At 53.0% G+C, this 25,383-nt stretch carries 22 protein-coding genes; 12 read left to right on the forward strand and 10 right to left on the reverse strand.

The window, feature by feature from the left end:
• Positions 1 to 35 precede the first annotated feature (35 nt).
• From SD69_RS10700 to SD69_RS10710, 3 genes are all read right to left on the reverse strand, one after another.
• Positions 36 to 1,160 (reverse strand): 5-(carboxyamino)imidazole ribonucleotide synthase, encoded by a 1,125-nt coding sequence (locus SD69_RS10700; protein WP_041523218.1) that lies wholly within the window; start codon positions 1,158 to 1,160, stop codon positions 36 to 38.
• On the reverse strand, positions 1,160 to 1,642 hold the full coding sequence (gene purE, locus SD69_RS10705; protein WP_041523219.1) for a 5-(carboxyamino)imidazole ribonucleotide mutase: 483 nt from the start codon (positions 1,640 to 1,642) through the stop codon (positions 1,160 to 1,162). Before purE ends, SD69_RS10700 begins: the two co-directional genes overlap by 1 nt.
• A 209-nt stretch (positions 1,643 to 1,851) precedes the next feature.
• Positions 1,852 to 2,766, reverse strand: coding sequence for a LysR family transcriptional regulator (locus SD69_RS10710; protein ID WP_052481072.1), 915 nt, complete (start codon positions 2,764 to 2,766; stop codon positions 1,852 to 1,854).
• A gap of 94 nt (positions 2,767 to 2,860) precedes the next feature.
• On the opposite strand from SD69_RS10710, the gene SD69_RS10715 reads away from it, so the two are divergent.
• Positions 2,861 to 3,355 (forward strand): lactoylglutathione lyase family protein, encoded by a 495-nt coding sequence (locus SD69_RS10715; protein ID WP_041523220.1) that lies wholly within the window; start codon positions 2,861 to 2,863, stop codon positions 3,353 to 3,355.
• 45 nt (positions 3,356 to 3,400) lie between these two features.
• Here SD69_RS10715 and SD69_RS10720 read toward each other — a convergent pair whose 3' ends face one another.
• From SD69_RS10720 to SD69_RS10740, 5 genes are all read right to left on the reverse strand, one after another.
• On the reverse strand, positions 3,401 to 4,054 hold the full coding sequence (locus SD69_RS10720; RefSeq protein WP_052481073.1) for a nucleotidyltransferase family protein: 654 nt from the start codon (positions 4,052 to 4,054) through the stop codon (positions 3,401 to 3,403).
• Complete coding sequence (locus tag SD69_RS10725) at positions 4,044 to 5,039, reverse strand: XdhC family protein (RefSeq protein ID WP_041523221.1); 996 nt, start codon at positions 5,037 to 5,039, stop codon at positions 4,044 to 4,046. The genes SD69_RS10720 and SD69_RS10725 overlap by 11 nt, the downstream gene beginning before the upstream one ends.
• 89 nt (positions 5,040 to 5,128) lie before the next feature.
• Positions 5,129 to 7,366, reverse strand: a complete 2,238-nt coding sequence (locus tag SD69_RS10730; RefSeq protein ID WP_052481074.1) for a xanthine dehydrogenase family protein molybdopterin-binding subunit — start codon at positions 7,364 to 7,366, stop codon at positions 5,129 to 5,131.
• 2 nt (positions 7,367 to 7,368) lie between these two features.
• Complete coding sequence (locus SD69_RS10735) at positions 7,369 to 8,418, reverse strand: FAD binding domain-containing protein (RefSeq protein WP_052481075.1); 1,050 nt, start codon at positions 8,416 to 8,418, stop codon at positions 7,369 to 7,371.
• The gene (locus SD69_RS10740) at positions 8,415 to 9,077 is read right to left on the reverse strand and encodes a (2Fe-2S)-binding protein (RefSeq protein WP_052481076.1); all 663 of its coding nucleotides are present in this window, start codon (positions 9,075 to 9,077) and stop codon (positions 8,415 to 8,417) included. The genes SD69_RS10735 and SD69_RS10740 overlap by 4 nt, the downstream gene beginning before the upstream one ends.
• A gap of 480 nt (positions 9,078 to 9,557) precedes the next feature.
• Here SD69_RS10740 and SD69_RS10745 point away from each other — a divergent pair, with 480 nt between their 5' ends.
• The 4 genes from SD69_RS10745 to SD69_RS10760 all read left to right on the forward strand — a co-directional run bounded on the left by SD69_RS10745 (position 9,558) and on the right by SD69_RS10760 (position 13,086).
• Positions 9,558 to 10,742: a CynX/NimT family MFS transporter gene (locus SD69_RS10745; protein WP_052481077.1), complete on the forward strand. Its 1,185-nt coding sequence runs from the start codon at positions 9,558 to 9,560 to the stop codon at positions 10,740 to 10,742.
• A 160-nt stretch (positions 10,743 to 10,902) separates the two neighbouring features.
• The gene (locus SD69_RS10750; RefSeq protein ID WP_041523222.1) at positions 10,903 to 11,184 is read left to right on the forward strand and encodes a hypothetical protein; all 282 of its coding nucleotides are present in this window, start codon (positions 10,903 to 10,905) and stop codon (positions 11,182 to 11,184) included.
• 4 nt (positions 11,185 to 11,188) lie between these two features.
• Complete coding sequence (locus SD69_RS10755) at positions 11,189 to 12,823, forward strand: PepSY-associated TM helix domain-containing protein (protein WP_052481078.1); 1,635 nt, start codon at positions 11,189 to 11,191, stop codon at positions 12,821 to 12,823.
• Positions 12,820 to 13,086: a hypothetical protein gene (locus SD69_RS10760; RefSeq protein ID WP_157471661.1), complete on the forward strand. Its 267-nt coding sequence runs from the start codon at positions 12,820 to 12,822 to the stop codon at positions 13,084 to 13,086. The genes SD69_RS10755 and SD69_RS10760 overlap by 4 nt, the downstream gene beginning before the upstream one ends.
• Before the next feature lie 76 nt (positions 13,087 to 13,162).
• Here SD69_RS10760 and SD69_RS10765 read toward each other — a convergent pair whose 3' ends face one another.
• The gene (locus SD69_RS10765) at positions 13,163 to 15,478 is read right to left on the reverse strand and encodes a TonB-dependent receptor (protein WP_198144086.1); all 2,316 of its coding nucleotides are present in this window, start codon (positions 15,476 to 15,478) and stop codon (positions 13,163 to 13,165) included.
• A 174-nt stretch (positions 15,479 to 15,652) separates the two neighbouring features.
• Between SD69_RS10765 and SD69_RS10770 the strand changes: the two genes are divergently transcribed.
• The 5 genes from SD69_RS10770 to chrA all read left to right on the forward strand — a co-directional run bounded on the left by SD69_RS10770 (position 15,653) and on the right by chrA (position 21,637).
• A complete protein-coding gene (locus SD69_RS10770; protein WP_052481079.1) occupies positions 15,653 to 17,815 on the forward strand; it encodes a TonB-dependent siderophore receptor in 2,163 nt (720 codons plus the stop codon).
• Between the two features lie 117 nt (positions 17,816 to 17,932).
• Positions 17,933 to 18,226, forward strand: a complete 294-nt coding sequence (locus SD69_RS10775; protein WP_041523224.1) for a DUF3649 domain-containing protein — start codon at positions 17,933 to 17,935, stop codon at positions 18,224 to 18,226.
• Positions 18,223 to 19,887 carry a PepSY-associated TM helix domain-containing protein gene (locus SD69_RS10780; RefSeq protein ID WP_052481080.1) on the forward strand — a complete coding sequence of 555 codons (1,665 nt, stop codon included), beginning with the start codon at positions 18,223 to 18,225 and terminating at the stop codon, positions 19,885 to 19,887. Before SD69_RS10775 ends, SD69_RS10780 begins: the two co-directional genes overlap by 4 nt.
• A complete protein-coding gene (locus SD69_RS19200) occupies positions 19,887 to 20,231 on the forward strand; it encodes a DUF3325 domain-containing protein (RefSeq protein WP_052481081.1) in 345 nt (114 codons plus the stop codon). Before SD69_RS10780 ends, SD69_RS19200 begins: the two co-directional genes overlap by 1 nt.
• Positions 20,232 to 20,413: 182 nt before the next feature.
• Positions 20,414 to 21,637 (forward strand): chromate efflux transporter, encoded by a 1,224-nt coding sequence (gene chrA, locus SD69_RS10790; protein ID WP_041523225.1) that lies wholly within the window; start codon positions 20,414 to 20,416, stop codon positions 21,635 to 21,637.
• Between the two features lie 85 nt (positions 21,638 to 21,722).
• On the opposite strand, the gene SD69_RS10795 is transcribed toward chrA, so the two are convergent.
• Positions 21,723 to 23,108, reverse strand: coding sequence for a cellulase family glycosylhydrolase (locus tag SD69_RS10795; protein ID WP_157471663.1), 1,386 nt, complete (start codon positions 23,106 to 23,108; stop codon positions 21,723 to 21,725).
• Between the two features lie 286 nt (positions 23,109 to 23,394).
• Between SD69_RS10795 and SD69_RS10800 the strand changes: the two genes are divergently transcribed.
• Together SD69_RS10800 and trxC are read left to right on the forward strand one after the other, a co-directional pair.
• The gene (locus SD69_RS10800) at positions 23,395 to 24,840 is read left to right on the forward strand and encodes an exonuclease domain-containing protein (RefSeq protein WP_052481082.1); all 1,446 of its coding nucleotides are present in this window, start codon (positions 23,395 to 23,397) and stop codon (positions 24,838 to 24,840) included.
• A gap of 18 nt (positions 24,841 to 24,858) precedes the next feature.
• Positions 24,859 to 25,302: a thioredoxin TrxC gene (trxC, locus tag SD69_RS10805; RefSeq protein WP_041523226.1), complete on the forward strand. Its 444-nt coding sequence runs from the start codon at positions 24,859 to 24,861 to the stop codon at positions 25,300 to 25,302.
• Positions 25,303 to 25,383 lie beyond the last annotated feature (81 nt).

The following is a 25,383-nucleotide window of genomic DNA, read 5'->3' on the forward strand; positions in this document are numbered from 1 at the left end:
GGATCCGCTGAGGGGACCCCGCCCGGGAGCTTGAGCTAGTCGGTGCCGTAAACCTTTTGTTTTAGCGGCTGTAATCTGGCCAATGCCGACGCCGCACTGTCGTCCGTTAACACCAAGTGACCTAATTTTCGGCCTGGACGCACAGACTTGTTGTACCAGTCGAGCGCTACGTTGTCCTCTAGTTGGCGAGTTTGATCCAGCTCGACACCCAGCAAATTTAACATGGCGGCGGCGCCTTGTAAGTGAGTCGAGCCCAAAGGCCAGCCGGCAATCGCGCGCATATGGTTTTCAAACTGGCTGGCAACGCCGCAGTGCATCGTCCAGTGGCCACTGTTGTGCACGCGAGGTGCTAGTTCGTTAACCCACAGTTGGTCTGGGGTGACAAAACATTCCATTGCCATAACGCCCACGTAATCCAGGTGCTCTAAAATGGCTTTAAGGCCAGCTTGACCTGCGGCAATCAACTCACTTGATAATTGTGGGGCAGGGGCCACCGAGTGCAGTAGCACGCCGCTTTTATGAACGTTTTCGGTGGCAGGATAAAAACGCACTTCACCGCTTGCCGAGCGCACACCAATAAAAGACACCTCGCGCTCAAAATCCATAAAAGGTTCAGCCACATAGGGTGCGGCCTGGTCGGATTGCAGTTCAAAATTCGCCTTGGCGACGAAGCTTTCAACGTCTTCATCGTTGTATAAACGCCACTGTGCTTTACCGTCGTAGCCTTGCTCGGTGTGCTTAACAACTAATGGAAACCCGAGCTCAACAACAGCCTTGTGTAGGTCGGCCGCTGAAGCAACGCGAACAAAAGGCGTGTGCGGAACCTCGCAAGCAATCAGCAACTGCTTTTCTCGCTCACGGTTTTGGCAACGGTAAATAGCGTGCGGGTTAGGGTGCACGGCACAGTGCTCGGCCAAACGTGTTAAGGGTACTAAGGAGCATTGTTCGCGCTCCACGGTCACCACATCTGGTTTTCCCAGCGTGTCATACAACTCGCGGCTCGATAAGCTGTCGTCCATCGCCGTTATCGGCCCCAGGCCAGTAACTGGAGCCGTGTCTTCGTTGTTTTCGGACAAAAAGCTGAAGGTCATGCCCATTGGCAAACCCGCGAGCGCCATCATCCGGGCCAGCTGGCCGCAGCCGAGAACCGCTACATGCATTATTCGACCTCCACGGGCACCGAGTCAGTTTGACGCTGGCGCCACGCAATAAAGCGCTGGCTCAGCTCTGGATCGCTTAACGCCAAGATTTGCGCGGCCATCACGCCAGCGTTAGCGGCGCCCGCTTCTCCGATCGCCTGGGTGGCAACAGCAACGCCTTTAGGCATTTGCACAATAGACAACAAGCTGTCGAGGCCTTTTAGTTGGCGGCTGGAGACAGGCACCGCGACTACAGGAATATGGGTCATGGCAGCGGCCATGCCTGGCAGGTGGGCGGCTCCACCGGCGCCCGCAATGATCACCCGAATGCCGCGCCCAGGGGCCTGCTCGGCAAACTCACACAGACGTTGAGGCGTGCGGTGTGCAGACACCACTTGAGTCTCGTAAGCCACGCCCAACTCGTCCAGTATATCGGCCGCTAAGCGCATGGTGGGCCAGTCGGACCGGGAACCCATAATGATGCTGACAACGGGATCTTGCATAAAAACCTCGAAAGAGAGATAAGTCTAAATTTGTGAGCGCGGCATTTTACCGGATAATGACGTGTTAAGCCTAATTATTGGCCGATATTGTACAACGTGGTGGCGAGTGAAGGTGTCAGGGTGGCATCGATGCTTGGGTATCTTAATATTCTATTTAACATAATATACATTATGCGCATTTAAAGGTTTGTGGAGGTGATACGCCGCACTTAGGTATTTGCGCCTCTCGCAGGCTCCGTGCTGGCGTTTTCAGTTGGTCTGATTCTTTGGGTTAAATAGTCTAAAGCAAATTGCGCTCTGGCAGACAATGGCCACTCGGCGCGGTGAATCAGCCACAGCACGTCCATAACCTTGTGTTCCAGCGGTACGACTTTAATCGCGCGCGAATTGGCAAAGGCTTTGCGGGCGTATCTGGGAATCACGGTGAAACCCAGTCCGCGTGCCACGGGCTCTAAAATTAAACCTACCTGGTTTATAAAACCGCGTACAGGTAGTTCGTTTATTGTTCCCGCGCCGGGATAAGCCCGGCTTAATAAGCGTGTTGCCATATTCAGGCCGTCAGGATGATCGATAAACCCCAGTGTTCGTAGATCCTTCACGCCAGAGATGTCGGCACTGGCTGGTATGACCAGCTCCAGCGGCTCTTCGGTAAACTGAGTGGCTGTTAGCCGTGAATCATCGGGTTTGATGCTGACTAAGCCCATTTCAAAGCGATTATCCAGTACTTGCTGAATGATGTCGGGGTTGGGCGCGAAACGGTGTTTTATGGCGAGTTCAGGGTGTTTTTGTTGTAAATCGAGTAATAAAGGATATAGAAACAGGCCGCTGCTACCGGGGGTGATCAGGCTAATGTCGCCTTTGTGTCGCTCACCTCGGGAGAGCCGCTGTTGTAGCCGGTGATCGGCTTGCTCAAACTCCGCGCAGTACACCAATAATGCGTGCCCTGCTGGTGTCAGCTCCATATTTCTGGGTCTGCGAATCAAAACCGGCCCAAGTTGTTGCTCTAACTGGGCGACATGTTGGCTTACCGCGGCCTGAGTTAACCCTAAGCGCTCGGCGCTGCGGGTAAAGTTGCCGGTATCGGCCACTACTGCGAAGGTTCGGAGCCATTGGGGGTTTAGCATAAGAATCTCTTATCAAAGCCATAAGCGTTGCATGGTTTTTATTATAGCGGCTTAGGGCTAATCTAGGGAAACATTAACCAACGGAGCGTTTGCTATGACCTACCCCCGCAGCTTTTCTCATATCGGTTTATCGGTCACTGACCTGGAAGCCGCCGTAAAATTTTATACCGACGTATTAGGTTGGTACCTGATTATGCCCCCAACCACTATTGGAGAAGACGATAGCGCCGTAGGGGTTATGTGTACCGATGTGTTTGGTGCGGGCTGGGGCTCGCTTAAAATTGCACACTTGTCTACCGGGGATCGTATCGGCGTTGAGATATTTCAGTTTAACAACGCCGAAAAGCCGGACAATAATTTTGAATATTGGAAAACAGGGGTGTTTCACTTTTGTGTGCAAGACCCAGACGTAGAAGGTTTAGCCGAGAAAATTGTCGCCGCCGGCGGTAAGCAAAGAATGCCAGTGCGTGAATACTTCCCCGGCGAGAAGCCCTACCGCATGGTTTATATGGAAGACCCTTTTGGCAATATTTTAGAAATTTACAGCCATAGCTATGAGCTAACCTACTCGGCCGGTGCTTACGGTTAAAGGCGCCGCCCAAAATCAGGTTTTAAGGCGGCGCTTTCGGTGTCACTATGTGTTATTGCGTGATCGCATTAAAGCATTGCCTAGTTGCGCGGGGGTATCTATGTCATGGCATACACCCGCGTCATTAACTGCGATTTCGTGATAACAATGTAAGTGCTGCCGGATAAGCTCGGCAGCTCCTCCTGTAACGCTTAGCTCGGCAAGTTTAGGCCAAAAGGTTCGACCAAAAATAACGGGGTGACCCACCTGCCCTGACCACGTTGGCCGAACGATGTTGTTGGCGTTCGCTCGGCAAGCCAGTTGAGCGAGCGTTGCGGCGGCAATATAGGGTATATCACCTAGCCAAATGGCAGCCGCATTAACGTCGTTAAGTGAGGAGTCGTGCAGTATTGCGGTAAAACCATCTGCGATAGTGCTCCCCTGCCCTTGGGGCGCGTGAGGTGCTCGGTAAATGGGCGTGTCTACCGGTAAACCCAGCGTGTTTAGATCATCGTGTTCGCGGATAATCACACGGCAGAATTTAAAAAACGCTGAAGCGTTGGTGTAGCTGGTGGCTAATAGGGATTGATTTGACGTGACGTGAGCGGCGCGTTTATCTCGTTTACCAAAGCGCCTGGAATAGCCCGCCGCAAGGATGAGAGCAACCAAGGGTGATTGTATCGGCTGGCCCGTGCAGGCTGTGGTTTGATCAGAGTTCATGTCGGCTTTTACCACGCTGCACCCGAAGTATGTCGCTCATAATAGCCAGCGCGATTTCAGCGGGAGTTTTGCTGCCAAGGGCTAATCCTATTGGCATATGGATTCGGGCTATTTGTTCAGAGCTAAGGCCGCCTGTACGTTGTAATCGGTTTGCACGCGCCTTTGATGTTTTGTGAGATCCCATCACGCCGATGTAAAACGATGGTGTCTCGATCGCTTCCATAATTGCTAAGTCGTCGATACGGGGATCGTGAGTCAAGCCGACAACGGCACTTGCGCGATGACACATTCCGGGAGTTGCAATAAAAAGTGCGGGGTGTACACGCTCAGAGCGAATCCCGGGAACATTAAAATCGTTCCAGGCTTTGTCACGCGGGTCGCAAACGATCACCTCGTAACCCATTGCCAACGCAAACTCCGCGCAGTAAGTGGCTACCGGCGATATCCCTGCGATAATCAATCGCGTAACCGGGCCTACTCTTATATCAACAAAACGATTGTCCGGGTCGAATTGAATGCGAGCACCAAGCGCTTGAGCGTCAAGCAAATGTGCAGCGCCCGTCTCTTTTATAGCCTTGAGTGCAACGCGTCGCAGCTTGACGGTGTGACCCTCAAGGGTTTTCTGTAACTTTTGTAAATGTTCAATGTTGTAGTCTGAGGGCGTTAACTGCTCTACTAGTATTTCTAAGCTTCCGCCGCAGGGCAAGCTGACCCGACTGGCGTCCACATCGCCGCCGGATCCGTAACGGATCCGCTCAACAGTTTTTGCAAAGCGGCCTTCACTTAGTCGCAGCAAAAAGTCCTCTTCTACGCAGCCGCCCGATAGTGAGCCCACGCTCCTTCCATCTTGCTTGGCCGCCATTAATGAGCCTGGCTCGCGAGGAGAAGATCCAAACGTTCCGAGTACGGTACACAGCCAGACTGTTTCTCCGGCATTTAGCCATCGCAAAGTCTGGGTGACGACATGTTTGTCTAGGTTTTGCATAATGTATCTTGGTGCGTCCCGATTGTATTGACTGATTTGTCGTCAGTAGTGGTGGGAGGGAACCCAACCTCCGCCGTTCGTTTGCAGGATTAACCCATCACCATTTCTGGCGTCATGGGTAGTTGTCGCAAACGTTTGCCGGTGGCGTTGTAGATTGCGTTGCTTACTGCGGCGGCCACCCCGGTGATGCCTATTTCGCCGACACCTTTGGCACCGATGGGCGATGCGTTAAAATCCGGGGTGTCGATCCACATTACATCGATATCGGGCACATCGGCGTTCACGGGTATGTGGTATTCGGCTAAGTTATCGTTGGTGATTCGGCCATAGCGATGATCCCAATGGGTGGCCTCTTGCAGTGCGTGGCCAAGCCCCATAACCATCCCGCCAATAAACTGGCTGCGCCCGGTGCGGGCATTAAGAATAGTACCGCAGGCGTAACAACCCAGCATACGGCGTACTCTGACTAACCCCAGTGCCTCATCCACCGCAACTTCAACAAACGTTGCACCGTATGAGTGAGCTGAATACTTTTGTTCCTCTGGGCCTTTAAAGCTGCCGCGAGCCGTAAGGTTCGGTTTGCCGGCTTGCTCTAGTAAATCTTCCATGGGCAAACGTGTTTGGCCGTCCGTCGCGGCTCCTTGGACAAAATGGATATCATCGAGGGATGCGTTTTTAAATTCACCTTGCCGCTGTGCAAGGGTCAATAGCTGTTCTTTTAGTTTTTCGACGGCATTGCGAATCGCGCCGCCGACACTTGCCGTCGTCGCGCTGCCGCCAGAGATTCCGCCCGGCGGTAATGCGGTATCGCCTAAGCGCATGTTCACTTTTTTAATCGGTAAGCCAAGCATGTCGGCCGCCAGTTGGCTTTGTGCGGTGCGAGTGCCAGTACCTAACTCTTGCGTGCAACAGGCGATGTCTGCCGTACCATTTTCATTTAGGGTTACGTCTACCTGGGTGGGAAACACATTGTGCGGATACGTGGCTGACGCGACGCCCATGCCAATTAACCAGTGGCCATCTTTTTGGCTGCGCGGCTTGGCGGAGCGATTGCGCCAACCAAAGCGCTCTGCCCCTTGACGCAGGCAGTCGACTAATAAGCGGCTGCTAAACGGTTTGCCGGTGTGCTGGTCTACCTCTGGCTCGTTTTTAATGCGTAGCTCGATTGGGTCCATTGCCAATTCTGTTGCCAGCTCATCCACTGTGGCTTCCAGCGCGTACAAGCCGGGTGTTTCTGGCGGCGCGCGCATAAAGGTGGGCAACTGAGTGTCTAGCCTGCAGCGGCTCTGCTCTAAGTGCAGTGACTCTGTGCGATACATCATCCGGGTCGCCATGGTAAAGGCTTCGTTGTAAACGTCTTTGCGCGATGTACTGGCGATACCGCTGTGGATGATGGACTGAATGTTTCCGTCTTTATCGGCGCCAAGGGCCACACGCTGACGAAAAGGAGAGCGGTGCCCTGTCCCGCCATACATTTGTTGCCGGGTTGCCACTAGTTTGACCGGCGCATCAACCAGCTTTGCACATAAACAGGCTAATACCGACTGTGGCCACATGGCGCCTTTGGAGCCAAACGCTCCGCCCACATAGGGGCATATGACTTGTACCTGCTCGGGGGCAAGATCAAATAGTGCTGCATAAGTAGCCTGCCCCGGGGCTAAGCTTTGCGTGGTATCGTAAACGGTTAAAAAAGGTTTACCGTTCTTTTTGCCAAAGTGCGCAATGGTGGCATGTGGTTCAATAGGGTTGTGATGGTTGCCATACAGCCGATAATCCGCGTCGACTTTCACGGCACTTGCTTGCCATGCCTGTTGCGCGTCCTCGCCTTTGGTAATAACGGCCGGTGCACCCATGAGGCTTTCCGGGCGCTCGTTTGCCGGTGCGTTATCGATGTTGGTGACATGTGATTGGGTGTCATACGTAACCTTCACCAGCAGTGCGGCATCACGCGCAGTCTCAAAGGTATCGGCGATCACGGCAGCCACGTATTGGCCGGCGTAAAATATGTCTGTCTCGGCCGCCGGGAAAACGTTACTGGCCAATGAATGCTTCATGCCAGAGTCATTAAAGGTTTTAATACGGTTAAAGGGCGGGACGTTGTCGGGCAGCAATATTGCCTGAACTCCCGGCAGGTTTTTTGCCGCGCGGGTGTCGATAGACTTGATTTTACCGCGTGCGATATTGCTGGTAACGGCTACCGCGTGCAGCATCTTGTCTGGTTGGTGCTCGGCGGTAAAAGTTGCAGCGCCGGTGACTTTCTCCCGGCCGCTTTTACGTACCAGCGATTTGCCGACAGGGCCGCTGTAGTCGATGGATTTAAACGTCATGTCTATGCTCCCCGTTGCGTTGGTTGCGTGTCTGAGCGGCCGTGTTGCATGGCCCAGAGTGCGTCATCATCCAATGGCCCGTCATCACGTAGGGTTTGCAACGCGCGTTCTAGCGTGCGCTGGGCGAGTGTCACCTTGTACTCTAGCCCTGCAGGCGGTTGCGCACTGGCAAGAGCCGCTTGCGCTGCCGCGCGAAACACATCATCAGTGGGGGCTTGGCCCGCTAAGGCTTGCTCTGCCGCGGCGCTGTGCCAGGGGATGGAGCCCAGCCCGCCGATACCGACGTTGGCGCGGCGGATTATTCCGTTTTGTATGTCCAACCCGACCGCCGCGCTGGCGAGTGCAAAGGCGTAGCTGCTTCGCTCTCGAATTTTAAAGTAGTAACTGTTTTTTAAGCTGGCCGATACTGGAAAAATAACGCCGGTTATCACTTCATTGGGTTTTAGTTTGGTTGAGTACTGAAACTCTTTTTTCTGCGGCACTTGATAAAACTCACGCGCATTGACGCGGCGATTTGTCTCGCCGTTGCTTAGCTCCAGCTGCGCATCAAAAGCGACGGCACTGATGGCAAAGTCGCCGGGATACATTCCTACCAGCCGGCCACTATTCCCAAGCACGGCGAGCATTGCGGTGTCGACGCCCTCGCCATGGTTTGTTATGGCATGACCGTCAATGGGCATATCGGGGTGACGGTAGTAAGGCGACCGTGTGCGCTGAAGGAGGTTGCCGCCAATGGTGGCCATGTTGCGTATTTGCGGCGACGCGGCCAGGATAAGTGATTGGCGGATAACGGGAAACGCTCTTCCACCTTTATCGGCGTCGGCAAGCTCAGCCATCGTCGTTGCGGCGCCAATGTGTAACACTTGATCGTCAGATGACACACCCGAGGGTAGCGCGTCGCGTACATGCACTAAGGAGGCCGGTGTTAATACATTGAGCTTCATGAGATCGATCAGGGTGGTGCCCCCGGCGATGGCTTGCACTGAGCGGTGATCGATAAGTGCGGCCGCCTCTTTTACGGTTTGCGCATTGTGATAATCAAAGGGAATCATGAGGGTTGCTCCGCAGGGTCGCTGGCAGGCTCGGCGCCGGAGGTTTGTCTAACGGCGGCTAAAATATTCGGGTAGGCGCTGCAGCGGCACAAGTTGCCGCTCATCCATTCGCGAGTTTCTTCGGCCGATCCGTTCGCGTGCCCTTCCTCAATACAGGCTATGCCCGACATAATTTGCCCAGGGGTACAGTAACCGCACTGATAGCCATCGCAGCGTAAAAAAGCCTCTTGCATTGGGTGCAGCTCGTCACCGTCGGCGAGCCCCTCAATGGTAGTAACGTCAGCGCCATCGATGGTGGCCGCCAGTGTTAAACAAGACAACACCCGTTGACCATTGACATGCACGGTACAAGCCCCACAAGTGCCGTGGTCACAGCCTTTTTTGGTGCCGGTCATGGCCAGGTGCTCGCGTAACAGATCGACCAGTGTGGTGCGGTTATCGATAGCCTGAGTTATTTTTTGTTTGTTAATGGTGAGCGTGATTTCACGCTGAGTGGGTGTGGCTGATGAGTGCTCGGTCTGTTGAGATACTGTGGCCGCCGAGGCCGACGTGGTAGCTGCAGCGCCCGCGGCAAGGCCGACACCTTTGAGAAAATCGCGTCTCGGCCAGACGCCAACGGCGCCTGAAGAGTCACTGGCCTTTTTGTCGTCGCGGTTCATAAGTACTCCCAAAAATGATTGGTAATTGATACGCCTTAATGATTAACCATCGCGTCGCATTTGGTTTGTATAATTTTCAAACGCTCTATGCTGGTTTGTAATCTGCGCAACGTTTTATGCAGAGAAAAACGCTTGCGGTACAACGCGACAAACCATCCTTAACGGGTTCGATCGCTCAGGCGCCATTACAACGGCGCCAATTGGGGCGTTTCAGGCTGTGGTGGCGGTGTCGGTATAGGCTAGCGTGATGATCGCGCGCGCCAGCTCACCCTTAACAAACGTCACAGTGATTGGAGGAGAGCAAAGAGCGTTCCAGCACCGGTAATGGGTGTTCATGCTGTGCAGATCGATGGTAATTAGATTAGAGCGCGCCTTTTCCTTTCTTTTCTATCGCGCTCGGTAATGGCCTGTATAATTCCGCTTCTTATTTAGCGTGTTGCTTACATCGATACGCTGACACTCTCTCTCGGAAGCTCGCGTATGACATCCCCCGCCGCCACGCCTGCCAGGCACATTTTTTTAACATTGCTCGGCTTAATGCTGGTTGCGTTAAATTTGCGCCCAGCACTGACGAGTGTGTCGCCGGTGTTGCGCACAATCGGCAATGATTTGTCGTTAACGCCTTCAGGGTTGGGGGGTTTGACCACCCTACCGGTGTTGTTTTTAGGCCTGGCGGCACCCTTGGCGCCGATCGTGGCTCGCCGGCTGGGTATGGAGCGCACGGTGCTGTTGGCGGTAGCGTTGCTGGCGCTAGCCTTGTTGGCCCGCCCCTATCTGGGTGTGGCGGGGTTGTTTATTGGTTCGTCCGCGGCGGGGGCTTGTATTGGTGTTATGGGGGTATTGCTGCCAGGGATCGTCAAGCGCGACTTCCCCAACTCCGTTAGCTTACTAACGGGGCTGTATACCGCGCTGTTATGTTTTGGCGCCTCCATCGCCGCGGGCGCGACTGAGCCATTGCGGTTACTGTTTAACAGTGATTGGCGACCCGCGCTTGGGATTTGGATGCTGCCGGCGGCTATTGCTGCGGTTGTGTGGTGGCTGCAGTTAGGGGCTAAGCACTTTCCTAAAAACGTTCGCGCCCCCAAAAAGTCTTTGTATCGCGATTCGCTTGCATGGCAGGTAACCCTATATATGGGGTTGCAGTCGGCATTGGCGTATACGGTGTTTGGCTGGTTACCCTCGATTTTACAAGATCGCGGCGTCGATGCCGTGGCAGCCGGGCTGGCGTTGTCAGTGTCGATTATGATGCAGGTGATTACCGCTGTTGCTGCTCCGTGGATATCGAGCTATATGCGCGATCAGCGCTTTATGATCGTGTTGGTGGTCGTGTTCACTCTACTCGGGCTGGCCGGTTGCATCTACGCGCCGCTTAGTTTGATGTGGGTTTCGGCGGTGGTGTTGGGCCTGGGGCAAGGCGGGACCTTTAGTATGGCGTTAACGCTACTGGCGGTGCGGGCCCGCGATGCCGATACGGCGGCTCGGCTATCGGGTATGGCTCAGGGCGTTGGCTATACGCTCGCCTCATCAGGCCCGCTATTAACCGGTTTGCTGCACGATGTATTTCACGGCTGGGAGCTGACCGGCTTGTTTCTTGGTTTAATCGGCTGTATTGCGATTGCGGCGGGCTTAGGTGCCGGCCGTAAGCGGTATGTGCTTGATCATTAGTCTTTTTTAACCCAGGGCCTGCCGTCCCGACAGGCCCTGCCAAACAATCCTTCTGGCTGATCCTCCGCGTATAATAACAATCCTCGCCTGATAACGAGAATTGTTATTGTAAGTGCTTGCGGTTATTATTGAGCGCCCGTTTTTTTAAGAGGATCGTCCCATGGCCCGCTCCAGCGCTCTTTTTAGCGCCCCCAAAACACGCCTGCTGGCGTGTATCTTGGGCGTGCTTATCACGGCCACGCTTGTCACTGCGGGTAGTGCCACCTACCTCCCGTTTAACGAGATTGACCGAATCGGTGTGCCTATTTTGTTGTTTCCGGTCACCTGGAGTGTGCTGTTTTTATACGCCGTTATTGCCAACAGCATGTGGCGTATTTGGGCGGTGTTGGCTGTTCTCTCATTGGTCCATGTGGGCCTGATCTATCAGCATCTGGCCGGGTAAGTTTATGCAACGCGATACCACCAAAAAGTATTACATCACCCACAGCTGGCTGGGCGCTATTACCGGCATACTATTGTTTATTGTTGCTTACACCGGGGCGTTTTCGGTGTTTGGTCACAACGAGCTTAAAATTTGGTCCAATGAAGGCATTCGTGGTGAAGTAAGTCAGGATTATCCGGCCATCGAATCGTTAGTGCGCCAGCACGCCAAGGAAGTTGGCCCCGATTATCACGATCACATCAGAATTATGTTGCCCGGCCAAAGCAGCTTTACCCGCTTACTGATTGCGTTTGAGAAAGAAACAGTACTCGAGGACGGCTCTCACGAGCATCAGCTGATTGTCTATAACCATCACCCTAAAACACTAGCATTAGAGGACACTTTTAAAGGCTCGCTTAACGAGTGGTTTGCCAGTGGCAAGGGCGATATGGCTGATTTTATGGTGACCTTTCATGCCGACTTACATTTGGGTAATCCGTGGGGGCTGGTGCTCACCGGCTTACTCGGTTTAACTCTGTTTGCCTCGGTAATTACGGGCGTTGTTATTCACCGTAAAATTTTACGCGAGCTGTTTAGCTTTAGGCCGCTGCGCAGCTTGCGTTTACTGTTTACCGATACACACAAGGTATTGGGTGTGTGGGGGTTGTTGTTTCATGGCACGATCGGTTTCACCGGTGCCTTTTTAGGCTTGGTGTTGGTGTTGCTGGTGCCGGCGGCGGCCTTCGTAAGTTTTTCCGGCGATCAGGAAAAACTGGTAGAAACCTTTTTACCCGAGATCGAGCCGGCTATTACCGGCGTGGCGGCAGAGCCAAACCCGGGTAATATTCTCAGTGAGTTTCGTCGCAACAACCCTGATGTTTTGTTAATTGACGCCAATATTCATGGCTGGGGCGATGAATCGGCGATTATGGCGATTACTACGTTGGGCGGCGATACGTTAGCGGCAAGCGAAACCTTTGAGGTCAGTGCGGTGACCGGCGAGCCGCTGCAAAGTTACAGTACGTTTGGTAAACACGACAGCGTCACGGGTGTGATTTTGGATGCGATGTACCCGCTCCACTTTGGTAATTTTGGTGGAGTGTTTGTCAAGGTTATTTGGAGTTTGCTTGGCGTTGGCACTGCCCTACTGGCGGTAACCGGGATGATGATCTGGATCGAGCGGCGCGCCTATGGCCCCGAGGGCAATCTATCCAAGGCGACTTATCTACGTATCAGCCGTTTTACGGTGGGCAGTTGTATGGGGCTTGTCGTGGCCAGTTTAAGTTTGTTTTATGCCCAGCTATTGCTGCGGGTCGAGGCAGCAGAATTTTCTTACTGGCTCGGGGTGGTGTTTTTCTCGAGTTGGGTGGTAGTGCTTGCCTATGGGTTAGCAGCAAACAACAGTTACCTGACAATCAAACGCCTGTTTTTACTGTGTGGGCTATTGGCTGTGGGTGTGCCCGTGGTTAATGCGCTGGTAACGGGTGATGCGTTACCGGTTACCCTTTTTAACGGCAAAAGTATAACCGCGGCCGTGGATCTGACGTTGCTGCTGTGTGGCGTGTTTTGTGTATGGGCCTCGCTCAAACTCCCGGGTGCCCGTCCCGCCGGAGACTCGTTGGCCGGCGAGTCGGTTAAACCAAACGCGGAGACAATATGATGGACACACTTTTGGTTGTTGTGGCGCTTGTCAGTAACGTAGCGACTATTTTGTTATGGCGCTTACAGCGCGAGTCGCAAGGCATAATACGCACCCTTATTGTTGTTGCTGCATTGCTGTCATTTATCGTTAGTTGTGTTGCACTCTCGGTGCCGTACGCCTGGACACGCGCGCCTTTTATCGCCCTTGGATTGCTCGGTCTTAGCGGTTGGCTGGTGGTGTTTGCTTATCCCTTAATTGTAAAACCCACCGAATCCCGTTAATTCTTTTACTATTTAATGTTAATAAAAAAAGGGCAGCCATTTTGGCTGCCCCTTTTTTTATAGCGCGTTGGGTGAGTTAAAAGTGATAGTCCAGGCTGACGCCTAACTGGCGTGGTGCGCCTAGTGTTACCGACGGTGGCGTGCCCGTGTTTGCCAGCTCAACGTACTCTTCGTCCAGTAAGTTAGTCGCGGTGACGTACAGCGCCAGCTGGCTCCACTCATAGCCCACTTTTAAATTCACCAAGGTGCGGGCGTCATTTTGTGGGTCGAAGCCTTCATCACCTTCCGACAGGCCGCCGCTGTAAGGGTTGACGGCAACGCTTGAGCTGTCGGCGTAGTTGGCATTGAGGTTGGCAAATAATCCGGTGTGGCTACGATAGGTTGCACCGACGCTGGCGGTTAACTCAGGCGCGCGGGGAAAGGCACGGCCTGACAAATCAAACGTCTGGGTGGGCTGTACTATCAAAAACTCATCGAATTCAGTTTTTGAATAACCGACACCACCGTATACCTCCAAAGCTTCACTGGCGGCGTAATTTAATTCTACTTCAAACCCTTGTACCGTCGAGCTGCCAGCATTTTGAGTTTCGGTATCGTAGGAGCTACCCGATAATTGCACCGCAATTTGTTGATCTTGCCAGTCGATAAAAAATAGGTTGGCATTGGCAGTTAAGGCGCCCTCTAGCCAGCTGGTACGCAGTGCAAGCTCGTAGTTATCCGTAAACTCCGGCTCGTAGGTATAAATGGTGCCCTTGGCCACATTGGTACCTACCCCACCCGAGCGATAACCCTGCTGATAGGTAAAGCTTAGATTAATATCATCACTAAAGTGGTAAGTGGTACCCAGTTTGGGTAACACTTCATCAAAGCTGGCATCGGCGGCCGGCTCGGTGCCCGAGGCATCATCGACCAACTGATAGAGTTGGGCGTTAATTCCGGTGATTAACCCGGCCAGTTGTGGGTTGGCGCTGTAATCGGCGGGGTTGGGTAACAATTGCGCGTTATCAATTGTGTATAAGGTATCACTGGCGTTGGTTTGCTCTTCTTCGTCCCAGCGTAAGCCCCCAAAAATGTCCCATTGGTCGGTTAACTTAAACGTCAGGTCGGCAAAAATCGCCTGTGTTGTTACCGCCTGAGTGACTTTAGAGTATGTACCCAGCTGCACTGGGTCGATGGGAGCATAAAGCCCGAGCACCATGTCAGCGCTCGCCTGATCGAGCCCTATGCCACCGTATTCCGGTGGCGTGACCAACAAGGTAGGCAAGCCGGTCTCGGCCAGAGTAAGGCCGCGCTGGCCACTGGCTTCGTCAACTACATCTAGGTCTGAATAGTAAGCTCCGATAACCCCGCTTAAGCGATCGTACTCGAGAACGAACCGAAACTCCTGACTAACGGTTTCATCGACACGGTCATCCACTAAAATGGACAATGGCTCGGCGGTAGCGTCGCCGTCCCACTCGTAGGCGTAATTGGAATCCGAGTAACTGCTGATCGAGCTAAACTGCCAATTCTCGTTAATGGTGTAATCGAGCTTCAAGGTGGTGATGTCCGCTGTATTACTTTCAAACGTCGGATCGTTAAAGCGGGTAATGCGGTGATCAAAATCGTTGCCGTCGGGCGAAGGCTCGGTCCAGCGCACGCCAATTTCAGTGTCGGTATGGGTATAGCTTAGCAGTGCCGAAAAGTTGTCGGTGGGCTCGAACAACAGCTTACCGCGGTAGGTTTCGTTGTTGTCAAAATCCGAATGATCACCGCGGGTAATATTGTCATTAAATCCATCAAAGTCATTTTTTTCGGCGCTTACGCGAAATGCCAGAGTGTCATCAATAAGACCGCCACCACCGGCAAACGCGAGCTGCTGCTTGCCGTACTCGCCGGCCCCAACGCGAACTTTAACGCCCCAGTCATAGGTTGGGTCCTGGGTGTTGACGATAACGGCACCGGCGAGTGCGTTACGCCCCTGCAAGGTTGATTGTGGGCCACGTAAGATCTCCACCTGAGAGACATCCCAGGTAAAAAAGCCACCTTTTTGGATGGCGCGATACGGCATGGGCGCCCCGTCGACGTAAACACTGGCCAGATAACTGTTGCCACCACCCGATACGTTAAAAGCATCGATACCGCGAATACTAAACCCCGTGTTTAAGGTGCCGTGAACGTTGGGTACTTGTGCGACTAAGTCGTAAAAGCTCTCGATTTGCTGATCGGTCATGGCCTTTTCAGTGAGTACGGCCACACTGGCGGCGGTGTCCTGTAATGATCGGTCAATTTTTTGCCCGGTGACGACCAGCTCTTCGACTTTACCCTGATCGGTTTGAGCCACGGCTGTACTGGCCAGTATTGCTGCGCCAAGTAAAGCGCTGGCTTGAATCATAAATGTCTGCGTTTTCACTCTATCCCCCAAGGATTCTACTTTGCTAATGATAAGTATTATCACTACAGTTCTTGTAAAGCGCAAGACCTACGGTGGCTTTACAGCGGGTGAAATATATAGATACGCTATTGCTAATAACAACCATTATCATTACTATTGCCGGCCTATTACTATCACGACTTGGGGGTCGCTATGTCTTTTACCTGTTCTTTGCGTCGCAACGCTGTATCCGGTTACGCCCTACTGGCGCTAAGCGCTGCCATCAGTGCTGTATCGCACGCCGAAACAAATGATGCACGCGCATCCGATAAAGATATTGAAGAAGTCCTGATCACCAGCCGCTTCACTACTAACGATCAGCTCGACACGGCCACCGGCCTTGGCTTAACCCTCTACGAGACGCCGCAATCGGTCAGCGTGATGACCTCGGAGCGTATCTCGGATCAAAACTTGCGTTCACTGACGGATATCGTGAATAACGCGGCGGGTATCTCGTCGGTGTCCTCTGATAGTTCACGAGACCGCTTCTCGGCCCGCGGTTTTGCCATTGATAACTACCAGATTGACGGTATCCCCATGACCTGGAGCTCGGGTGGCGATGCAGGCGAAACTCAGTCGAATACCGCCCTGTACGAACGTGTTGAAGTCGTGCGCGGTGCAACCGGTTTGTTAACTGGTGCCGGTAACCCTTCGGCCTCGATTAACCTGGTGCGCAAGCACGCCGACAGTAAAACCTTAACCGGTTATGTCAATGCCTCGGCGGGCCGCTGGAACACCTATACTGCCACGGCCGATGTGGCCACCGGTTTAAATCGCAGTGGTTCGGTGCGTGGTCGCGCGGTGGTGAGTTATGAAGATGGCGATTCGTTTCGCGATTTGGCCGGTGACGAAACCACTGTATTTTATGGCGTGGTCGATGCCGACGTAACCGACAATCTATTAGTGCGCGTGGGGGCGAGTTACCAAGACAACCAGCCTACCGCCTCGACCTGGGGTGGCCTACCCACCTGGTATAGCGATGGCAGCCGCACGGATTGGGAGCGCTCTAAAACCATTGGCGCGGATTGGACCGCCTGGGCCTCGACTGTACAAAACCAGTTTGCCGATGTCATTTACAACTTTGGCAGTGATTGGCAGTTAAAGTTAAACGTCAACCGGAATGTCAACGAAGCGGACTTGATGCTTATTTACCTGTCGGGCACGGTGGATCGCGACACGGGCGAAGGTCTTAACCCCTCGCCTTACAACGCCGAGACAGAGCGCGATCAAATGAGCTATAGCGCCCAGTTAAGTGGTAGCTACTCATTGTTTGGCAATCAGCACGACCTAACCCTAGGTGCTATTAGTAGCGAGCAGGATTTTATCTCGCAAACCCGCGCCCGCACCGACGTGGCTCCGGTAGGCAACTTTTTTGAGTGGGATGGCAGCTATCCGCAGCCGACCTGGGGGGAGCAATCCGTTGCGGCCGATCAGAACATTAAGCAAGAAGGCGTGTACGCCGCTACGCGCTTAGCGGTGACGGATGCGTTTAAAGTCATCCTGGGTGGGCGTATTTCAAATTGGCAGCAAACCGGTGTTAGTTACGGCTCGCCAGTGGATTATGGCAATGATGATATTGTTACGCCTTACGCTGGTTTGGTGTACGAGCTTAACGACCACCACTCGCTCTATACCAGCTACACCGAGATCTTTTCGCCGCAAAACAGACAGGATCGCAATGGTGATTTTCTGGATCCCATTACCGGGACTAATTACGAGATCGGTTTAAAAAGCCGCTTCTTTGACGATGCGTTGCACACTACGGTAACACTATTTAACGTGGTGCAGGATAACCTAGCGCAAGCCGATGGCGACGAAGTGGTGCCCGGCTCTGTGCCGCCAGCACAGGCCTACCGCCCGGCCGAAGGCGCTGAATCGACCGGCGTAGAATTGGAAGTGGTGGGTGAAATTACCGACGGCTGGGATGTGAGCTTTAGTTACACCAAGTTTGATGTCGAAGACGCCGATGGCACAGCGGTAAACACCAATCAACCGGACGAGTTATTAAAACTCTATACCACGTACCGTTTTGATGGCGCGCTCGATAAGCTGACCGTGGCCGGTGGTGTTAACTGGCAAGGCAGTAACTATACCAACGCCACCAACCCGGTAAGCGGCAACGCCGAACGTTTGCAGCAAGATGCTTACTCGCTGGTAAGCTTAATGGCGCGCTACGATATTTCATCTCAGTTATCAGTACAGTTAAACGTGGACAACGTGTTGGATGAAACCTACTACAGTCAAATCGGGTTTTACAGCCAGCTAGAGTATGGCGAGCCGCGCAATATTACCGCATCGGTAAACTATCAGTTCTAACGCTCAGTTAAGTGTTGCGTGTTAGCGTGACGGCTTGACTCTATAGCCCTGCAGGTAGGCGCGATTGGCACCTGCCGGCGGGCTTTTTACGTTTTATTGTTCGTATTGGAATCCGTTATGGGCTTAACCGGTTGGCGCCTTGTTTCATTGATTGCCGCAGCATTACTGGGTGGTTACGCTCTGGCCAACTCCGTGGGTATTTTTCTTGCCGCTTTTTTACCTGCCAGTAAAAGCGATGCCGTTTTGGCGGGTAACCTGGTCAGTTTTGCGGTGTACGTCGCTGCCATTATTTGGGTTGGCGCGGTACGTAAGCCGCTGCGCGCCTGGTGTGTATTGTTGATTCCGGCGTTCATTCTGACAGGCCTTTGCCTGGCCAAGGGAGTGGATGTGTTAGCGAGTGTGGGCTTATGAGTCAATCGCCATTAAGCAATAAAAAAGCCTCCGCCTCACCCGATGGCGGCTTTCGCCAAGCCATGACTTGGTTGCACACCTGGGTCGGGTTAACTCTGGGTTGGGTGTTATTTTTAATTTTTGTTACAGGTACGGCTGGCTATTTCGATACTGAAATTGATCGCTGGATGCAGCCCGAGCTCCCGTTCGTAGAGGCCCCGTTAAGCGCGCTGGAGACGGCTAATGTGGTGCGTGCCCGCTTAGAGCAAGAGGCACCCCAAGCAGAGCGTTGGTACATTAATTTGCCAGCTGGGCGAAACCAACTTTACCCCAGTGTGTTTTGGCAAGGCGCTTCTGAAGAGGCTGGTGCAAGCTCGGCCCGCGGGCGTTTAACGCTGGATTCTAAAACCGGTGAGACGCTTACTCCGCGCGATACTGGCGGCGGGCAAACCCTGTACCAGATGCACTGGCGCCTGCACTACCTTGGGCGCGGATACTCCGATTGGATTATTGGCCTTGCCACGTTGTTTATGATGGTGGGGCTCGTTACCGGTATCATCATTCACAAAAAAATATTTGTCGACTTTTTTACCTTCAGGCCCGGTAAAGGCCAGCGATCCTGGTTGGATGCGCATAACTTTTTTAGTGTTTTTGCGCTGCCCTTTCATCTAATGATTACCTACTCGGGTTTATTGTTTATGGGGTTTTCACTAATGCCCCTAATAGTCGCATCGCACTATGGCGATGAAGGCCGGCGGCAGTTTTTTGCCGAAGTATTTGATCCACCTGGTATCGTTGACGCCGCTAACACCCCTGCTCCGTTGGTGCCTTTTACCAGTGTTATACATCAGGCCGAGCAGCGCTGGGGCCAAGGCCGGGTTCAGGTGGTTGATGTTCACCACCCACAAGATGCCAGCGCTCGGGTGGTATTGTACGAGAGCATCGATCAAACGGTTAGCACCAGTGGCGAGCGCTTAGTGTTTGATGGTGTAACGGGTGATCTTTTGCACACCGAACCGACAGACGCCTCGATGGTAAAGCATGTGCGCGATGTGTTTCTTGGTTTGCACGAGGGCTTGTTTGCCGGCACCGCCCTGCGCTGGCTGTATTTTTTGTCCGGCGTATTGGGCACCGGCATGGTGGCAACCGGGTTAATTTTGTGGACGACTAAACGCCGTAAAACAGCCGAGCGTAAGCCGGGCCGAACTCACCGTGGGTTGGTGCTGGTCGAGAAATTAAACATCGGCACTATCGCCGGCCTGCCCGCTGGAATGGCCACCTATTTTTGGGCAAACCGCTTACTGCCTGTGAATATGGCCGGGCGCGGTGAGTGGGAAATTCACATTTTGTTTTTAACCTGGCTGGCTATGTTGTTGTATGCCGCGCTGCGGCCAAGGCTTAAGGCGTGGCAAGAGCTGCTGGCAGCAACCGGTGTGCTGTTTGCCACCCTGCCGGTATTAAATGCGCTGACCACCGAACGTCATTTACTGCACAGTTTAAAGTCGGGCGATTGGGTGTTTGCCGGTTTTGATATTACCGTGTTTGTAATTGGCGTTGGCTTTGTGTTTGCGGCGTATCGGGTTCGAAGCTCGCGTTTGAGTGACTTGCAAAAACCACACAAACCCAAAAGCACGGCTGTAAAAGTGAGTAAGTTGCAAGATACGACCGGAGGCGCAGTGTAATGACTGTCAGTGGGTTAGTGTTAACGCTGTGCCTTGTGGGCGTGAGCGCTATGACATGTTTGTGTTTGGCGATGAAGCGTCATGCTTTTGAGTTGGCTAACACCGGGGGCGCTCTACCGCTTAGCGGCAAACGGTTACGCTGCCTGGGCTGGCTGTTAATTGTGTCGATGTTTGTATTTGCCGTTATATTTCAGGGTTGGAGCTTTGGGCTGGTCTCAGCACTAGCCTGCCTTACACTAGCGGCGATGGTGGTAATCATGACAGTGACGTATTATTTGCCGTGGTTAGCAAGGTTAGGTGTCGTTAGCGCAATACTGGCGGCAATTCTGTTAATGGTTGGGTAGCGCTGCTGAACTAGTGCCTCTCTAAAAAACTCCTGTAACGATCATCCCTGTAAAATTTGTTTGGCTAAAAAGCGCCGACAAACAATCGCAATATTGTTTGTATAACATCTGAGTTAGCGGATGAGCCAGTGGTAGTTGCCCTCTTTGTAGGTAATGCCTTTCAAAAACGACAGGAGGCCAGTATGAACGAGTCAGCAGCGCCGCGGCGCCGCGCATTAGAGGTGTTAAGCGCGTTTTTATGGTTAGGGCTAACCTCGTTCGGTGGGCCCATAGCGCACTTGGGGTATTTTCGTGAGGAGTTTGTGGCGCGTAGGCGCTGGCTTACAGAGCATGAGTACGCCGATTTAGTTGCACTCAGCCAGTTTTTGCCCGGCCCTGCCAGTAGCCAGGTTGGCTTTGCCTTGGGGTTATTTAGGGCGGGCCCATTAGGGGGGCTATTGGCGTGGCTGGCTTTTACTCTGCCCTCCGCGCTATTGATGATCATTTTTGCATTAACCGCCCACTGGTTTGACTCGCCTTTGAGTTTGGGGGTTATTCACGGGTTAAAAGTTGTCGCCGTGGCTATTGTTGCCCACGCGGTCTGGGCAATGGCGCGAACCTTGTGCCCCGATAAAACCCGCACCATTATCGCTATTGTCGCGATTTATCTCGTTGTATTGGTTTCAGGGACGTTAGGTCAATTGGCGGCGATAACCCTTGGAGCTATCGGTGGACTTATGTGTTATCGGCGCTCGGACCTCGTTGACGACAACAATGAACTCGTATCAACTCATTCGCGGAGCACGTTTGCGCTGTCGGCTCGTGTAGGCAAGTTGGCCGGTGCGTTATTTTTTGTGCTGTTGCTTGTGCTGCCTGTTTTGGCGTTAGGCAGTGGCAATTTACTGCTACAGCTTGCCGATGTGTTTTACCGCGTTGGAGCATTGGTGTTTGGTGGTGGCCATGTTGCGCTGCCTTTACTAGAGGCCGAGCTTGTTCAGCCCGGCTGGATCGACCAAGCCGACTTTTTGGCGGGTTACGGTGCCGCACAGGCAATTCCCGGCCCACTCTTCGCTTTTTCGGCTTACCTTGGAGTGCTGCTAGACCCAGCGTCTCACAATTTTTTAGCGGCCATTGTTGCTCTGGTTGCGATATTTTTACCGGGTATATTATTGTTGCTTGCCGTGCTGCCAGTCTGGAGCCGAATTCGTAAAATACGTAGTGTGCGGGCAATGATGCTCGGCGCCAATGCCGCCGTTGTTGGCATACTGGGTGCAGCACTTTACGATCCGGTATGGACGAGCGCTATTGTATTACCGCAGGATTTTGTACTGGCGTTAACAGGTTTTTTGCTGTTGGCTGTTTGGCGTACGCCGTCATGGCTGGTCGTTATCGTGCTGGCCTGTGCAAGCGGGTTGCTCGCCTTGTAGCCGATTATCTTGCACCGGCAGTATGCACCTATCCACACCGTTAATATGGGTCTGAATAGATGCAAACTGTTGATGTTGCTATCGCTTATTGCGCGCTACAGGTAGCTTGCGAGATACAGCTTTGATTGTTCTCCCAGCCCCAGCCCGATGCCGTAATTTGACACATTGGGTAAATACTCCCGTACCAGTCGCAGCTGCTGCCATTGCTGCCGTTACCATTGTCGGTGCCGGTAGCAACGCAGGATTGTTCATTCTCCCAACCCCAGCCATCGCCGTCCGGGTCTGCATCTGAATTGCAACAAATGGGATGACCGTCTTGCGTTCCGCAGGCGCCGTTGTTTTCATTGCCGCTGTCACTTACCACGCAGCTTTGGTTATTTTCCCAGCCCCAGCCGTCGCCATCAGGATCGGAGACGGCATCACAACAAACGGGGTTGCCGTCCTCTGTGCCACAACTTGTACTGCCACCGTTATTGCCGCCACCATTATTGTTGCCGAATATGCTCGCGGTAACGGAGGTTGCGGCGATGCCATTCGCGCCGTTAATCAGTGTTTGCCCCCAACTGGTTAGATTTGCCGCGTTAAAGTTTTGCACAATATCCAGTGATGATAGGTCGCTGCTGTTGCCGGACCACGACCATCCCAGGTACCCCACCCCACTTGCCTGCGCCGTTTGCAAAATGGCCCCTTCTGCAACGTTTTTTTCGAAGTGATCGGCGGCAAACTCTCCGACGACTAACGGTAAGTTATCTGAAACAAAGCCGTTAATGTAGCTTTGTACCTTATTGGCGGTATCGTACACCTCGTACATATGCACACTAAACACGACATTATTATCAACATCGGCGTTTAACACGGCCGGCGCGTTAGTGCGCATAAGGTTTTGCCAATCTTGCCCCCAGTTAGGCGCATCAACCATTAGCGTATGCTCAAACCCCGCATTCCTAAGACGGTTAATGGCATTGGTGTGGGCGCTTACCCAATCTGATGCCGAGGCGCCATTGCCAAAAGGCTCGTTGCCGATATTGATGATGACGTAATCTTCTTCGCCCAGAAGCACACTGGCGATATCCAGCCAGTAATCCGTTGCGCCTGAGAGGCTCTGAGCGCCAGACTGCTCGCCATAGCCTGTGGTGTCATGGATTTCTAACACGGCGATAAGGTTATTGGCTTTGCAGGTATCGATAATAGACTGCACTTCACTGGTGCTGGTGCGGCTCCAACGGGCACCGCTAGAGAGTACCACCCGTACGGTATTGGCGCCGGTATTGGCTATATCCGCTAACGATTGGTTCGTCTGCCCGCTAAACCAGGCATGAGGGACATTGACGCCACGCATCACAAAGGGGTTGCCGTTGCCATCTTTTAGGGTGGCTCCGTCGGTATAGAAACCTGCATGGGCATTACTGCAAAAAGCACACGTTACAGTGCAGACGAGCAGATATTGAATAAATCTTGAGAATTTAGACATGGTATGACTCCGATATTGTCGTTATTTGAAATGGTTGCAACCGGTTACATTGTGGAGTCTAAAGTAATTTTATGTAAATAAGTAGATCTACGTCATAATTCAGGCATTTGGCGCAATGCAGGTGCTCAGCAGGCTGCAAACTGGTTGTATCCAATTACATTTTGACGTGTTTTACCAAATTCCAGGAGAGGTATTGAGAGGCGCCGAGTGAGTCAGAAATGCCGCCCATGTACAATTCCAGAGTTATTACTTGCTCACACTCGGCCCCTGAGCCGCTGGAGGCCATTTGTCAGAGCCCATTAACGCCCCGTTGTTCCCAGGCCTGGATCGCCCCCTTGCTATTGTGGATATCGAAACCACCGGCGGTAGTGTGACGCGCGATCGCGTCACCGAGGTGGGCATCGTTGAGGTGGATGAGCACGGTGTACGGGAATGGAGCACTTTAATTAATCCGCTGGTGCCTATCCCCAAAATGGTTCAGCGTTTAACGGGTATCACCGATGACATGGTGGCCAATGCACCGCGTTTTGAGCAGGTGGCTAAAGATATCGTCACGCGCTTGCAGGGTAAGATTTTTGTTGCCCACAACGTAAGGTTTGATTACGGCTTTTTGCGCAATGCCTTTGCCGAGCTTGGCTACCCTCTTTCACTTGAGTTGTTGTGTACCGTAAAGTTATCTCGTGCGCTCTACCCCGAGCATAAGCGGCACAGTCTGGAGATGATCATTCAGCGCTTTGGCATTGCGGTTGATGAGCGTCACCGCGCGCTAGCTGATGCTCGCGCTACGCATCAATTTTTAGGTGCTGCAGCGGCCGATAAACCGGCCGACGTTTTTATGGCCGCAGTACAGGTACAAACGCGCCGCCCTAGCCTGCCGCCTGGGCTCGACCCCGCCATTATTGAGCAGCTACCTACCGGCCCTGGTGTCTATTATTTTTACGGCGACAACAACGCGCTGCTGTACGTCGGTAAAAGTGTCAATATTAAAACGCGGGTGTTATCGCATTTTAGGGGCGACAGCAGCAGTGCTAAAGCCATGGCGATGTGTCAGCAAATTCGCGATATTAGCGCACACCCCACCACAGGTGAGCTCAGTGCTTTGTTGCACGAGGCGCAAGAGATTAAAAAGCATCAGCCGCTATACAATCGGCGGCTGCGCAGGCTTAGCACGCTATACACAATTCAGCTAAAAGAAGATGATACAGGCTTGCTTCGCCCCGAGGTGATCGACGCACGGAAGGCGGACAGACACACACCTATGTACGGCCTTTACGCGGCGCAAAAAAAAGCTCGCGAGGCTTTGATAAAAGCCGGCAAAGAATATGGCCTGTGTGACCATGTTGTGGTCGCACCCAAGTCGCTAAATGGCGTCTGCATGAGCCGTCAACTGCAGCGTTGCAAAGGTCTCTGCACGGATGAGTGGTCAGCGCTTCAGCACAATAGTTCGCTAATGGATGCCCTGGGTAATGAAGCTTTAAAAGCATGGCCCTACTCCGGCCCTGTAGCTTTAATAGAGCAGCAAAACCCGAACGACACGGCGTCGCCACATACGGTTTTTATATTGGATAACTGGTGTGTCTTGGCCACTCTCAGTGGCTCGGGAGAGCCCGATTGGGAGCAACTAAACGCGCTAGAATCGGGCAACGCTTTGTTAGATCGAGATATCTACCGATATCTGGTTAAGGTGGTGTTAAAGCCCGGCAAAGGGTTAACATTAGTTCCTTTAGCGTAATCAACAGGAAGAGGCTCTATGGCCGTAATACAAACCCTTTGCTCTCATTGCCTAACGGCTAACCGTGTCGATGAAGATCGCCTAACCGAGGGCCCAAAATGCGGTAAATGCCGCGAGTCCATCTACAGCGCTCAACCAATATCGGCAAACGATAGCCAGTTTACGCGTTGGCTAGAGCGCGAGCAGCTGCCTCTAGTGGTCGATTTCTGGGCCGAATGGTGTGGCCCCTGCCAGAGTTTTGCTCCGGGTTTTGCACGTGCGGCCAATGGCTTAGAGCCCATTGCCCGTTTTATTAAAGTGAATACCGAGCAAGCACCGCAAACCGCGGCGCAATTTGGGATTCGCAGTATCCCCACGTTAATGGTTATCCGTGGCGGCGAGGTATTAGCGCAGCAGGCCGGTGCTTTGCCCTACCCACAATTTTTGCAATGGTTAAACGGCGTGTTAAACCCCTCGGTGTAACTGCACGCCTTAACGTTTACATTGGTTTACCTGGGGTTTACGGCCGACAACGAAAGCGCCTTTACACTATTGGTTAATTCT

It is taken from the genome of Gilvimarinus agarilyticus, assembly GCF_000832015.1.
GTDB lineage: Bacteria > Pseudomonadota > Gammaproteobacteria > Pseudomonadales > Cellvibrionaceae > Gilvimarinus > Gilvimarinus agarilyticus.

Excerpts from the sequence above, each read along its gene's own strand:
- SD69_RS10770 (WP_052481079.1), top strand. The coding sequence starts at position 15,653 with ATGTCTTTTACCTGTTCTTTGCGTCGCAACGCTGTATCCGGTTACGCC.
- SD69_RS10740 (WP_052481076.1), bottom strand. The coding sequence starts at position 9,077 with ATGAACCGCGACGACAAAAAGGCCAGTGACTCTTCAGGCGCCGTTGGC.
- purE (WP_041523219.1), bottom strand. The coding sequence starts at position 1,642 with ATGCAAGATCCCGTTGTCAGCATCATTATGGGTTCCCGGTCCGACTGG.
- SD69_RS10710 (WP_052481072.1), bottom strand. The coding sequence starts at position 2,766 with ATGCTAAACCCCCAATGGCTCCGAACCTTCGCAGTAGTGGCCGATACC.
- SD69_RS10715 (WP_041523220.1), top strand. The coding sequence starts at position 2,861 with ATGACCTACCCCCGCAGCTTTTCTCATATCGGTTTATCGGTCACTGAC.
- SD69_RS10730 (WP_052481074.1), bottom strand. The coding sequence starts at position 7,366 with ATGACGTTTAAATCCATCGACTACAGCGGCCCTGTCGGCAAATCGCTG.
- SD69_RS19200 (WP_052481081.1), top strand. The coding sequence starts at position 19,887 with ATGACTGTCAGTGGGTTAGTGTTAACGCTGTGCCTTGTGGGCGTGAGC.
- SD69_RS10795 (WP_157471663.1), bottom strand. The coding sequence starts at position 23,108 with ATGTCTAAATTCTCAAGATTTATTCAATATCTGCTCGTCTGCACTGTA.
- SD69_RS10725 (WP_041523221.1), bottom strand. The coding sequence starts at position 5,039 with ATGCAAAACCTAGACAAACATGTCGTCACCCAGACTTTGCGATGGCTA.
- SD69_RS10700 (WP_041523218.1), bottom strand. The coding sequence starts at position 1,160 with ATGCATGTAGCGGTTCTCGGCTGCGGCCAGCTGGCCCGGATGATGGCG.
- chrA (WP_041523225.1), top strand. The coding sequence starts at position 20,414 with ATGAACGAGTCAGCAGCGCCGCGGCGCCGCGCATTAGAGGTGTTAAGC.
- SD69_RS10750 (WP_041523222.1), top strand. The coding sequence starts at position 10,903 with ATGGCCCGCTCCAGCGCTCTTTTTAGCGCCCCCAAAACACGCCTGCTG.
- SD69_RS10760 (WP_157471661.1), top strand. The coding sequence starts at position 12,820 with ATGATGGACACACTTTTGGTTGTTGTGGCGCTTGTCAGTAACGTAGCG.
- SD69_RS10780 (WP_052481080.1), top strand. The coding sequence starts at position 18,223 with ATGAGTCAATCGCCATTAAGCAATAAAAAAGCCTCCGCCTCACCCGAT.
- trxC (WP_041523226.1), top strand. The coding sequence starts at position 24,859 with ATGGCCGTAATACAAACCCTTTGCTCTCATTGCCTAACGGCTAACCGT.
- SD69_RS10745 (WP_052481077.1), top strand. The coding sequence starts at position 9,558 with ATGACATCCCCCGCCGCCACGCCTGCCAGGCACATTTTTTTAACATTG.
- SD69_RS10775 (WP_041523224.1), top strand. The coding sequence starts at position 17,933 with ATGGGCTTAACCGGTTGGCGCCTTGTTTCATTGATTGCCGCAGCATTA.
- SD69_RS10735 (WP_052481075.1), bottom strand. The coding sequence starts at position 8,418 with ATGATTCCCTTTGATTATCACAATGCGCAAACCGTAAAAGAGGCGGCC.
- SD69_RS10720 (WP_052481073.1), bottom strand. The coding sequence starts at position 4,054 with ATGAACTCTGATCAAACCACAGCCTGCACGGGCCAGCCGATACAATCA.
- SD69_RS10755 (WP_052481078.1), top strand. The coding sequence starts at position 11,189 with ATGCAACGCGATACCACCAAAAAGTATTACATCACCCACAGCTGGCTG.